8 protein-coding genes are annotated in these 12,301 nt (G+C 71.3%); 7 read left to right on the forward strand and 1 reads right to left on the reverse strand.

Annotated features, from left to right (window positions below; translation table 11 throughout):
• Positions 1–3: 3 nt before the first annotated feature.
• Entirely contained in the window at positions 4–1,335 is a 1,332-nt protein-coding gene (locus tag BLQ63_RS13140; protein ID WP_091035140.1) for an ABC transporter substrate-binding protein, read from the reverse strand.
• A gap of 166 nt (positions 1,336–1,501) precedes the next feature.
• Here BLQ63_RS13140 and BLQ63_RS13145 point away from each other — a divergent pair, with 166 nt between their 5' ends.
• The 7 genes from BLQ63_RS13145 (at position 1,502) to BLQ63_RS13175 (ending at position 12,298) form a co-directional block, all read left to right on the forward strand.
• Positions 1,502–2,215, forward strand: coding sequence for a MerR family transcriptional regulator (locus BLQ63_RS13145; RefSeq protein WP_091035144.1), 714 nt, complete (start codon positions 1,502–1,504; stop codon positions 2,213–2,215).
• 105 nt (positions 2,216–2,320) lie between these two features.
• On the forward strand, positions 2,321–3,838 hold the full coding sequence (locus BLQ63_RS13150) for an alpha/beta hydrolase (RefSeq protein ID WP_091035148.1): 1,518 nt from the start codon (positions 2,321–2,323) through the stop codon (positions 3,836–3,838).
• 154 nt (positions 3,839–3,992) lie between these two features.
• Positions 3,993–6,617 (forward strand): glycoside hydrolase family 97 N-terminal domain-containing protein, encoded by a 2,625-nt coding sequence (locus BLQ63_RS13155; RefSeq protein WP_091035152.1) that lies wholly within the window; start codon positions 3,993–3,995, stop codon positions 6,615–6,617.
• A 177-nt stretch (positions 6,618–6,794) separates the two neighbouring features.
• Positions 6,795–9,281, forward strand: coding sequence for a glycoside hydrolase family 97 catalytic domain-containing protein (locus BLQ63_RS13160; protein ID WP_091035156.1), 2,487 nt, complete (start codon positions 6,795–6,797; stop codon positions 9,279–9,281).
• Between the two features lie 2 nt (positions 9,282–9,283).
• Complete coding sequence (locus BLQ63_RS13165; RefSeq protein ID WP_091035160.1) at positions 9,284–10,528, forward strand: ABC transporter substrate-binding protein; 1,245 nt, start codon at positions 9,284–9,286, stop codon at positions 10,526–10,528.
• Positions 10,525–11,448 carry a carbohydrate ABC transporter permease gene (locus tag BLQ63_RS13170; protein ID WP_218125241.1) on the forward strand — a complete coding sequence of 308 codons (924 nt, stop codon included), beginning with the start codon at positions 10,525–10,527 and terminating at the stop codon, positions 11,446–11,448. The genes BLQ63_RS13165 and BLQ63_RS13170 overlap by 4 nt, the downstream gene beginning before the upstream one ends.
• Entirely contained in the window at positions 11,441–12,298 is an 858-nt protein-coding gene (locus BLQ63_RS13175; protein WP_091035166.1) for a carbohydrate ABC transporter permease, read from the forward strand. Before BLQ63_RS13170 ends, BLQ63_RS13175 begins: the two co-directional genes overlap by 8 nt.
• Positions 12,299–12,301: the final 3 nt, after the last annotated feature.

The raw sequence follows: 12,301 nt of genomic DNA on the forward strand, positions 1-12,301 counted from the left end.
CGGCTACTGGGCCAGGATCTCCCGGCTCAGCTCGTCCATCTCCTCGAAGACGTCAGCGTCGCGCTCGAACAGGAAGTACGCCTCGCTGAGCGGGCCCACGGCCGCGCCCACCTCCTCGCCGCGACCGAACGCGGGCGACTCGAACAGCGTGCCCGCCTCGAACTGGTCGGTGAACGGGGAGACGTCGATCCCCTGGGCGCTCAACGCCTCCGAAGTGACCTCCATCGAGGAGGAGATCGACGGGAAGAACGTCCCGTCGGCCCCGGCGACGTCCTGGCACTCGGGGGAGTTCATGTAGGAGATCCACGCGAAGGCCTCGTCGGGGTGCTCGGTGCCGGCCCAGATCGAGTCCGCGTTGGAGTTCGACAGGCCCCGGCGCTCGCCCTCGGGGCCGATCACGCTCGGGGCGATGCCCACGTTCAGGCCCTCGGTGCCGAAGAAGCTCGTGGCGTTCCACGACCCCGACTGCACGATCGCGGCGCTGCCGGAACCGAGCTGCTCGACCTGCCCGAGCGTGAACTCCCCGTCCTCGGGGGTCAGGCCCCGCTCGGCGAGTCCGCGCAGGTACTCCGCCGTCGCCACGTAGCGCGGGTCGGAGTACTGGAGGGTGGTCGGCCAGTTCTCCTCGTCGCCGAGGGTCCACCCCGTGGTCGAGGCGAAGTTCGCCCAGGTGTCCTGGCCGTTGACGCCGCCGGAGCCGAGCGAGTTGATGCCGTAGACCGCGACGTTCTCGGCGTCGAAGCCCGGCTCGTCGCCGCGGACGCCGTTCTCGTCCACGGTCAGGCGCGCGATGACGTCCTCGAAGGTGCCGCCGTCCTCGGGGTTCCACGTCATGTTCATGACGTCGTCCACCGTCAGTCCGGCGTCGGCGAGCATGTCCGCGTTGTAGTAGAACGCGACCGTCGCCCAGTCCTTCGGGATGCCGTACAGCGAGCCGTCGGTGTAGGTCCAGGTGTCGATGCCGACCGCGATCTGGTCGATGTCGTAACCGGTCTGCTCGATGTAGTCGTCGAGGGGCAGGAGCTGCCCCTGGGAGGTGTACTCCGGATAGTTGTTCATGTGGTCCATGAACGTGTCGGGGGCGTTGCCGGCGACGAAGCCCGCGGTGAGCTTCGTCCAGTAGTCGTCCCACGCGTACTGGGAGATCTCGACCTGGACGCCGGGATTGGCCTCCTCGAACGCGGGAACGCACTGCTCCCAGGACACGGCCTGCTTGTCGTCCCACGTCCACCACTGGATCGTCACGCCGTCCTCGTCGGACGCACTGCTGCATCCTGAGGCGGCGACGACGGTGCAGGCGGCGGTGGCGGCGACCAGTCGGAAGGGTTTCTTCATGCCGTCAAGTATTCCCCCTCCGCGGGCCGACGCAGAATGGGGTTCTCGCCGCCGCGCCTGGACGATCCGACTCCGCATGGCGCCGCAGGTCGGAGGCCACGGGCTTGACCGTGCCGCAGCGGCATGGTCTTTACTGGGACTTTCGGCCGAAGGCGAGGAGACGACCATGGCCTGGAGCACCCGCGAGATCGCCGACCTGGCCGGCACCAGCCTCCGGGCGGTGCGCCACTACCACGAGGTCGGCCTGCTCGAAGAACCCGAGCGACTTCCCAACGGCTACAAGCAGTACGGCGTCGCCCACCTCGTCAGACTCCTGCGGATCAAGCGGCTCGCCGACCTCGGCCTCTCCCTGCCGCAGATCGCCGCCATGGGCGAGGACGACGGCCACCCCGAGCAGGCGCTGCGGACCCTCGACGCCGAACTCGGGGCCACCATCGAACGCCTCCAGCGCATCCGGGTCGAACTCGGCGCGATCCTGCACCGGTCCGCGCCCACCGACCTCCCCCCGGAGTTCGCGCCCGCGACCAACCGGAGAGGACTCTCGGACACCGACCGGTCCCTCGTCGTCGTCATGTCGCGGGTCCTCGGCCCGCGCGCCGTCCAGGGCTACGCCGACCTGCTGAACGACACGCCCCCCGGCCCCGCCGACCACGAGTTCGACCGCCTGCCGCCCGACGCCGACGAGGCCGCCCGCATCGCACTGGCCGAACGCCTCGTCCCCTTCGCGCGCGAGCTCCGCGACCGCTACCCGGAGGTCAACGACCTCACCGACGCCCCGCACAGCGCCGAGTTCGTCAAGCGGTCGATCGGCGACACCCTCAGGGCCCTCTACAACCCCGCGCAGCTCGACGTCATGCGGCGCATCCACGACCTCATGTGATCTCGTTCATGAAACCGTCCCGAGCGCTTGACCATGCCGCAGCGGCATGGCCTGGACTGTGGTCATAACCCCGCAAGAGGGGCGAAACCACAGGAGGGGAATGACATGAGACGACGACGCATCGCAGTCGCCGGAGTGGCGCTGGCCGCCGCCGGGGGACTCGCGGCGACGCTCGCGGTCCTGCCGGCCGCCGCCGAGGAGGACGAGCAGAGCGCGGTCGCATGGGGCGCGTGCCCCGAGGACGTCCCCGGCGCGGAGCGGATGGAGTGCGCCACCGTCCCCGTGCCGCTCGACTACGACGCACCCGACGGGGACGCCATCGACGTGATGATCTCCCGCCTCGCCAGTACGAACCCCGAGGAGCGGCGCGGCGCGCTGCTACTCAACCCGGGCGGGCCCGGCGGCGCGGGCCTGGGCCAGCCGGTCGAGATGGCCGACCTCGGCCTGCCCGACAGCGTCACCGACGCCTACGACCTCATCGGCATGGACCCCCGCGGCGTCGGCCACTCGACGCCGGTGAGCTGCGGCTTCACCGAAGGCGGGGCCTACCGCGGCAACGTCCCGCCGTACGCGGCCGACGACGCCGCGGTCGACGCGCAGGCCGAGATCGCCGAGGCGGTCGCCGACCAGTGCGCCGCGGCCGACACCGAAGGCCTCCTGCCGCACATCAGCACCGCCAACACGGCGCGGGACATCGACGCCGTTCGGGCCGCGCTCGGCGAGGACGAGCTCAGCTACTACGGCGCCTCCTACGGCTCCACCCTCGGCGCGGCCTACGCCTCGCTGTTCCCCGACACGAGCGGCCGGGTCGTGCTCGACAGCAACACCGGCGGCACCGCCTTCGACTACGAGGACCAGCGCCGCTGGGGCAGCGACTTCGGGCCGAACTTCCAGCACTTCGCCGAATGGGCGGCCGAACGCGACGACGGCTACGGCCTCGGCGGGACCCCCGAAGCGGTGCGGGAGACCTTCTTCGCGCTCGCCGAGCAGCTCGACGAGCAGCCTGTCGCCGAGTACGACGGCGCGATGTTCCGGTTCGTCGTGTTCGTCTCGCTCTACAGCGAGGGCTCGTTCCCCGGGGCCGCCCGGCTCTGGCAGTCGCTGGCCGCCGGCGACGCGGCCGCCGCCTCCCGCCTGGGCGGCGAACTGGACGTCCCGGCCTCCACTAAGGATGGTTCTGATGGTGCGGTCCTGGCCTACGACAACGCCTGGTCCGCGTACCTCGCCGTGACGTGCAACGACTCCGACTGGCCGGAGGACCTGGCGGTCTACCGCGAGAACGCGGCCGCCGACCGCGAGGCGTACCCGATGTTCGGCGGGGCCGGCGCGAACGTCATGCCGTGCGCCTTCTGGAGCGACGAACCCGCCGAGCCGGAGGTCCCGATCACCGACGAGGGCCCGCAGAACGTGCTCATCGTGCAGAACCTGCTCGACGTCGCCACCCCGTACGCGGGTGCCGAGATCAACCGCGAGGCGTTCGGCGACCGGTCGCGCCTCGTCAGCGTCGACGGCTTCGGCCACGGCGTCTACGTGTACGGCGGCAACGCGTGCGCGCTGAACACCGCCACGGCGTTCCTGGTCGACGGCGAGATGCCCGAGTCCGACGTCCGCTGCGAGGCCTAGGACCGCGACGCGCCCGCCGCGCTCATGCGGCGGGTGCGTCGGAACGTCCAGGCGGGGAAGCGATTTGCGGCTTCTCGCGAATGGAACGGCGCTTTAGCGTCGATATGCCCGGGCGCCGGCCGGTTCCCGGGGTTCTCCATTCGAGGAGTGGTTCATGAGCATCAGCACGGGACGACGGCGTCCCCTCGGATTGCTGGCCGCGGCGGCGGTGGCCGGGGCGGCCAGCCTCGTCGCGGCCGCCGGACCCGCTTACGCCGCAGGGACGCACAGCGTGTCCTCACCGGACGGATCGATCACCTTCACCGTCACCGACCAGCCCGACGGCTCGCTCACCTACGAGGTGACGGCCGGTACCACCGCGATCTTCGAGGAGTCGCCCCTCGGCATCACCACCGACGAGGTCGACTTCGCAGAAGGCCTCGCCTTCGCCGCGGAATCCCGCACATCGATCGACGAGACCTACACGCTCCCCGCCGGAACCGACCCGAGCTACACGAACCGGGCCGAGGAACTGGTCCTGGAGTACACCAAGGACGGCGAGACCATGGAACTCGTCGTCCGCGCCTACGACGACGGCGTGGCCTACCGCTACCGCCTCCCCGGCGAGGGCGACCTGACCGTCACCGGCGAGTCCAGCGGCTTCCGCCTCCCCGCCGGGACCGGCGGCTGGGCCGCCGACTGGAACGGCAACTACGAGCAGGACTACATCTACCGCGATGCGGCGCAGCTGAACTCGGGCGCCGACCTCACGATGCCGCTCCTGGCGTCCATCGCGGACAACCGCTACTTCGCGCTCATCACCGAGGCGAACGTCTACAACGCGAACGCGAGCTACGCGCCCGCGATGCTCGAAGGCGACGGCCAGGGCACCGGACTGCTGCGCGTCGCGCGCACGCCCGACCAGGCCTTCCCGATCGCGAGCGCCCACCCGTTCCAGACCCCGTGGCGCACCGCGGTCATCGCCGCGGACCTCGACGCGCTGTACAACACCGACCTCGTCCAGAACCTCAACCCGCCCGCCGCCGAGCAGCCCGACTGGGTCGCGCCCGGCCGCGCCGGCTGGACCTGGTACACCGACGACGACAGCGCCGCCGACATGGACAAGCAGAAGCAGATGGTCGACTTCGCCGCCTCCATGGGCTGGGAGTACGTCACCGTCGACTGCTGCTACGACCCGGCGACCGACCTGCCCGAGATCAGCGAGTACGCCGCGCGGCGCGGGGTGAAGATCTTCGCGTGGGTCACCGCGGAGCCCTTCGCCACGCCCGAACTGGCCGACGCCCTCGCCGCCGAGCACAAGGCGTACGGCGTCGCGGGCCTCAAAGTCGACTTCTTCCTGAACGACTCGCAAGAGGTCCAGGAGTGGTACCAGTCGATCGGCGACGCCGCGGGGGAGCACGAACTCATGCTCGACCTCCACGGCAGCACCAAGCCCAGCGGTGAGAACCGCACGTGGCCTTGGGTCCTGACCACCGAGGCCGTGGCGGGGACCGAGCACTACAAGTACCCGCCGCCGACCACCGCGCGCCTCGACGCGACCCTGCCGTTCACGCGCGGGCCGCTCGGCGGCATGGACTACACCCCCGCGATGATCTCCCAGAACGACTCGATCCTCACCCAGGCGCACACGCTCGCCCAGTCGATCGTGTTCACCTCGGCGATGGTCAACTACGCCGACTCGGCCGCGGCGTACGAGCAGTGGCCCGGCCGGCACCTGCTGCGCGCCGTCCCGACCGTCTGGGACGAGTCCCGCGTCGTCGAGGGCTTCCCCGGCGACCACATCACCGTGGCCCGCCGCAGCGGCGAGGACTGGTTCATCGGGGCCATGACCGACCCCGCCCGCACCGCGAGCGTCCCGCTCGACTTCCTGGACGCCGGCACCTACACGGCGACGATCTTCGCCGACGACGCCGAAGGCCGCGTCGAGGTCAGCACGCAGCAGGTCACCAGCGGCGACACCCTGTCGCTGCCGATGATCGCCACCGGCGGCGCCTCGGTGCACCTGTCGACCACGCCGCTGGAGCAGATCGGCGCCGACGACACCCGCTACGAGGCCGAGGACCAGGTCCTCGGCGGCGGCGCGGCGGTCGGCGACTGCAAGGGCTGCTCCGAGGGCGCCAAGGCCGGCTTCCTCGGCGCGGGCGGCTCGGTCGAGTTCACCGACGTCACCGCCGCCGAGGCCGGCACCCACGAGCTGACCTTCAGCTATACGTCCGGCGACCCGCGCGACGTGCGGATCACCGTGAACGGCCAGGTGATCGCCACCGAGGAGCTGACCGATTCGGGCGGCTGGGAGTTCGTCAACAAGTGGACCGTGGACGTGCCGCTTCAAGCCGGGCCCAACACGATCCGCTTCGACAACCCGGACGAGTACGCGCCCGACATCGACGCGCTCACGGTCAGCCGGACCACCGAGGCCGAGGACCCCGGGAACACGCTGAGCGGCGGCGCCGCGGTCGCCCCGTGCGCCGAATGCTCGGGCGGCTCGCTCGTGACCGGGCTCGACGGCTCCGGGTCCCTCACCGTCGCGGACCTCGGCACCGCCGACGCGGGGAACCACACCGTGAGGCTCCACTACGCGAGCGCCGATGACGCCACCGTCCTGGTCAGCGTCGGCGGCGGCGCGCCCGTCGAGGTCGCGCTGCCCGCGACCGGCTCGGACACGGCGGTCGCGACGAAGACGATCGGGCTCGACCTGCCCACTTCAGGCGGGACCGTCACCGTCACGGGCGCGTCCGCGCCCGGGCTCGGGGTCGACAGCGTCAGCATCGTGCGCTGATCGTCCCAGCGCGAGGGCCGGGGGCAAGCATTTGCCGCACCCCGGCCCTTCCGCGTTGCGGCGAATCGTCCAGGCGACCCGTGCGATCGAACATTCCCGCGGGGCCCTCCGGCCGTTAGCCTCAGAACAGCCGGTGCGCATCCTGCACACCGTTCACACCAGCAACACGGAGACGACGTGGTCAACGAGAGCAGCAGCGGGACCGGGCTCGAGGTCCGCCCCGACGGGATCGCCCTGAGCGCGCCCGGGATCGACGGGCTCCGGCTCGGCCTCAGGCTCAACGGCATCGACCTCGGCGAAGGCTCATCGCTCCTGCGCAGCTCCGAGCGCGAGATCGCCGAGGAGTGGACCGCCCGCTCCGGCAAGGCCGTCGGCACCCACCGGTACCGCCACGTCGAGCAGGTCCACGAGCTGCGGCACGAGAGCGGCCTCGAATGGCAGATCCATGTGCGCACCGCCGCCGACGGGATCGCCGTCCGCTACGCCGCGGCCCGGCTCGAAGGCCACGGCCGCCTCACCGCCGAGCACACGCTCATGCGGCTCGACCCGTCCGCCCGCGTCTGGGCCCTCGACTACCAGACCTGGTACGAGACGCCCCGCTTCGGCGCCGACCTCCCCGACCTGAAAGCGGGCGCCTACGGCTTCCCGCTCCTGGCCCGCACCGGCGAGGACCGGTACCTCCTGGTCACCGAGTCCGGGATCGACGGCCGCTTCAGCGGCGCGCACGCCCAGATCGAGGACGGCGCCCTCGCCTTCGCCGCCGCCGACGCCGACGTCGAGGTCACGCGCGGCCCGCTGACCCCGTGGCGCGTCTTCCTCCGCGGGAGCCTCGCCGCGATCGTCGAGAGCCGCTTCGTCGACGAGCTCGCGCCGGCGCCCCTGGACCCCGCCGTCGACACGTCCTGGGTCCGCCCGGGCCGCGCCGCCTGGTCCTGGTGGTCGGACTTCTACTCCGGCGCGCAGCTGGAGCGCCAGCGCCACTTCGTGGACGCCGCCGCCCGCCTCGGCTGGGAGCACCTGCTCATCGACTGCGGCTGGGACGAGACCTGGGTGCCCGAGATCGTGTCCTACGCGAGCCGCCGCGGCGTCCAGGTCCACCTGTGGGCGGTCTGGCACGACCTCGACGGGCCCGAAGGGCTCGCGAAGCTCGCGCTCTGGCGCTCCTGGGGCGTCGCGGGCGTCAAGGTCGACTTCATGGAGTCGGAGTCGAAGGACCGGTACCGCTGGTACGACACGGTCCTCGCCGAGACCGCCCGCCTGGGCCTGCACGTCAACTTCCACGGCTCGGTGATCCCGCGCGGCTGGGCGCGGACCTGGCCGCAGGTCGTCGGCTACGAGGCGATCCGCGGCAGCGAGTACTACGTGTTCTACGACGACACGCCGCTCACGGCCGCGCACAACGTGATCCAGCCGTTCACGCGGAACGTCGCCGGCGCGATGGACTACACGCCCGTCGCGTTCTCGGCCCCGGGGCGGACCACCAGCGACGGCCACGAGCTCGCGCTGAGCGTGGCCTTCGAATGCGGCATCACGCATTTCGCCGACGACGTGGACGCTTACCTCGCGCGGCCCGAGGCCGCGCGGTTCCTCGCCGAACTCGCGCCCTCCTGGGACGAGACGCGGCTGCTCGCGGGCGATCCCGACCGCGAGGCCGTCATCGCCCGCCGCTCGGGCGACCGCTGGTTCATCGGCGCCGTCGCGACCGGCGAGGCCCGCACGCTCACCGTCCCGCTCGACCGCATCGCGGCCCGCGCCGACGCGTGGATCGTCCGCGACGGCCCGGACGGCCTCGCCGCCGAACACCGCACTGTGGACGGTTCATTCACGGTGGAGCTCAAGGAGAACGGCGGCTTCGTCGCTATCCTCGCCCCCGAAGGCGCGCCGCTGTTCCGATCCGCGGAGCGACCCGAACTGGCGGCCCCGAACGTCGAACCGGCCATCGCGCTCGCGGGCGCCGACGGCACCGCCGAGATCCGGACCGATCCCGGCGCCACCGTGCGGCTCGCCCCCGGCTGGAGCGCCGACGACCTCGGCGCCGGCCGCTGGCGCGTCCGCGCCCCGCGCGCACTGGCCCCCGGCCGCGCCGGCGTGGTCACCGTCGAGGTCCCCGGGCCCGAGGTGCCGGTGGTCGCCCACGCCCGCGTCGTGCGACCGCTCACCGAAGGCGCGCACCGGCTCTCGTCGGTCTCCATGGCCGCGTTCGCGAACGAGAGCGGCCCGGTCGAGCGCGACCTGAGCAACGGCGGCGGCAACCCCGGCGACGGGCGCCCCATGTCCATCGCCGGGAAGGCGTTCGACGACGGCCTCGGCGCTTCGACGCCCTCCCGCATCGACCTGTACCCGGGCGGCGGGGCCGACCGCCTCACCGTCCTGGTCGGCGTGGACGACGAGACGCCCGGGACCGCCGCGCGCGTCAGCGTCCACGGCGACGGCCGCGAGCTGTTCGCCGCCGACGTCCGCTCCGGCGAACCCGCGCTCGACGTCGCACTCGACCTCCGCGGCGTCACCGCCCTCACTTTGCGCTCGGACGCCCTGCCCGAGCATCCCGAACCGGCGCACATCGACTGGGCCGCAGGCCGACTGCACGTCGACCGCCCGCAGCCCGTCGAACCCCTCGCCGAAACCGGACCGGGCGACGACGCCCGGCCCGCGATCAAGGAGTAACCATGCGATACGACAAGAGATGGTCCGCCGCGGCCGTCGCCGCCACCGCCCTCGTGCTCTCCGCCTGCTCCGGCGGCGGCGAGGACGGCGACGTCACGCTCACCTATGCGACCTGGAGCGACGACCAGAAGCCCGCGATGGAGGCCATCGCCGAGGCGTTCGAGGCCGACCACCCGGACATCGACGTCGAGGTGCAGGTCCTGCCCTGGCCCGAGTACTGGTCCACCCTCCAGGTCGGCGCCGCCGGACGCACCGCGCCCGACGCGTTCTGGATGCTCGCCGACCAGTTCCCCGCCTACGCCGAAGGCGGCCAGCTGCTCGACATCGCAGGCGCCGTCGAGGAAGCGGGCGTCGACCTCTCGGCCTACCCCGAGTCCGTGATGGATCTCTACGACTCGGGCGACGCGCTCTACGGCCTGCCCAAGGACTTCGACACCAACGGCATCTGGTTCAACAAGGCCCTCTTCGACGCCGCCGGGGTCGCCTACCCCGACGACACCTGGACCTGGGAGGACACCCGCACGGCCGCTCAGGAGCTCACCGACGCCGACGCCGGCGTCTGGGGCATCGCCGCCCCGATCGACCGCCAGGGCGGCTACTACAACAGCATCTACCAGGCCGGCGGCCAGGTGATCGGCGACGACGGCAAGGCCGCGATCGACAGCCCCGAAGCCGTCTCCGGCATCGAGTTCTGGACGAACATGCAGGCCGACGGCTCCTCGCCCACGCTCCAGCAGCTCTCCGACACCGAAGCGGTGCAGATGTTCATGGACGGCAAGATCGCCATGTACTTCTCCGGGTCCTTCTGGGCCCAGCGCCTCTACGGCGACGAGGCCTTCCGCGCGAACGTCGGCGTCGCGCCGCTCCCGACCGGACAGCAGCGGGCCTCCATGATCTCGGGCATCCTCAACGCCGGGTACGCCGGCACCGAGCACCCCGAGGAACTCGCCGAGTTCCTGATCTTCGCCAGCGGCGAAGAGGCCGCGAAGATCCAGGGCGAGAGCGGCGCCGTGCTGCCCGCCTACGAAGGCACGCAGCAGACCTGGCTCGACTCGATGCCCGAGTTCGACCTCCAGGTGTTCGTGGACGCGGTCGAGTACTCGGTGCCGCTGCCGATCAGCGGCAACGCCGCCGAATGGACCGGCCTCGAAGGCGAGTACCTCACCCCCGCATGGAACGGCGAGCAGTCCGCCGCCGACGCCGCCGCGGCCTACAACGCCGCCATCGACGAGGTCCTCGCCGAGTGACCGCGCCGTCCGCCCGACCCCCCGCGCGGCGCCGCCGCGCGGGCGGGCTCGGCCCCTCCCCGCTGTGGGGCTACGCGATGATCGCCCCCGCGTTCATCGGCCTCGCCGCGCTCTACCTGTGGCCGTTCGCGAAGACCTTCGGCAAGAGCTTCATGGACACCCCGGCCTTCGGGCCGGGCACCTGGACCGGTCTCGACAACTACACCGAGCTGCTCGGCGACGGCGACTTCTGGCAGGCCTTCGGGAACTCCGCGATCTACACCGCGATCCTGCTCCTGGGCGTGCCGATCGCGACGGTCCTCGCGGCGCTGATCCAGCAGATCGGCCGCGGCCGGGCCGTGTACCGCGTGCTGTACTTCCTGCCCGTGGTCACCCTGCCCGTGGCCGTCAGCATGGTGTGGCGGTTCATCTACAACGGCGACTTCGGCCTGCTGAACTGGGCGCTCTCGCTGGTCGGCATCCCCGGCCAGTACTGGGTCGCCGACGACGCCTACGCGATCTACGCGATCGGCGCGGTCGGCATCTGGATGAGCCTGGGGGTCAACCTCATCATCCTCGGCGCCGGACTCCAGTCGATCCCGCCCGAGCTCTACGAGGCGTCCTCGATGGACGGCGCGGGCCGCGTGCGGCAGTTCTTCTCGATCACGCTGCCGCTCTTGTCCCCGAGCGTCTTCCTGGTGACCGTGCTGACCGTCATCTCCGCGCTCCAGATGTTCGACCTCGTCTTCGTGATGCTCCGCAGCGTCGACAACACCGCACTCGACGGCTCCAAGACCATCGTCTACCTGTTCTACGAGAAGGCGTTCGTGCAGTTCGACCAGGGCTACGGCGCCGCGATCGCGGTCGTGCTGCTCCTGGTGATCATGCTCGCCACCGTCTTCCAGTTCCGCGTCCAGCGCCGGTGGGTGTTCTATGACTGATCCGATCACGAAACCCCGCAACGGCACGAAGGCGGGCCGGCGCGGCGAGTGGGTCCTGCACCTCGCCCTCACCGCCACCGCGGCGCTCATGGTGGCGCCCTTCGCATGGCAGCTGCTCACCGCGTTCAAGTCCACCGGCGAGGCCTCCCAGTCGCCACCGACGTTCTGGCCCGCGGCGCCGACCGGCGACGCGTTCACCACGTTCTTCGACTCGGTGCCGGTCTGGAGCCAGTTCACCGTCTCGGCCTCGGCACTGGCGCTGCGCGTCGTCGGGCAGCTCGTGGTCGCGGCGCTCGCCGGGTACGCCTTCGCGCGGCTGCGCTTCCCCGGGCGGACCGTCCTCTTCGGCCTGTTCATCGCGATGCTCATGGTCCCCAGCCAGCTGTTCCTCATCGGACAGTTCGAGCTGATCCGGGACTTCAAGCTGCTCGACACGATTCCCGCCCTGGCGATCCCGGGCATGTTCTCGGCGTTCGGCATCTTCTTGATGCGGCAGGCGTTCATGTCGATCCCGACCGCCTACGAGGAGGCCGCGCGCCTCGACGGGGCCGGACCCCTGCGCACCTTCGCGTTCGTAATGCTCCCGATGGTCAAGCCCACGCTGGGCGCGCTCGCGGTGCTCACCTCGCTGTACTCCTGGAACGACCTGCTGTGGTCGCTCATCGTCTCGCCCCGCGGCGACAACCGCCCGCTGACGGTGGGCCTGGCCGGACTCCAGGGCCAGTACGGCACCGACTACCCGACCCTGATGGCCGGCGCGCTCGTGGCGTCGCTGCCGCTCATCGTCATCTTCCTGGTGCTCCAGCGCCAGTTCTTCAACGGCATCGCCAGCAGCGGCTTGAAAGGCTGAACC

The organism is Glycomyces harbinensis (genome assembly GCF_900101745.1).
GTDB classification, from domain to species: Bacteria; Actinomycetota; Actinomycetes; order Mycobacteriales; family Micromonosporaceae; genus Glycomyces; species Glycomyces harbinensis.

Excerpts from the sequence above, each read along its gene's own strand:
- BLQ63_RS13140 (WP_091035140.1), bottom strand. The coding sequence starts at position 1,335 with ATGAAGAAACCCTTCCGACTGGTCGCCGCCACCGCCGCCTGCACCGTC.
- BLQ63_RS13145 (WP_091035144.1), top strand. The coding sequence starts at position 1,502 with ATGGCCTGGAGCACCCGCGAGATCGCCGACCTGGCCGGCACCAGCCTC.
- BLQ63_RS13150 (WP_091035148.1), top strand. The coding sequence starts at position 2,321 with ATGAGACGACGACGCATCGCAGTCGCCGGAGTGGCGCTGGCCGCCGCC.
- BLQ63_RS13155 (WP_091035152.1), top strand. The coding sequence starts at position 3,993 with ATGAGCATCAGCACGGGACGACGGCGTCCCCTCGGATTGCTGGCCGCG.
- BLQ63_RS13165 (WP_091035160.1), top strand. The coding sequence starts at position 9,284 with ATGCGATACGACAAGAGATGGTCCGCCGCGGCCGTCGCCGCCACCGCC.
- BLQ63_RS13175 (WP_091035166.1), top strand. The coding sequence starts at position 11,441 with ATGACTGATCCGATCACGAAACCCCGCAACGGCACGAAGGCGGGCCGG.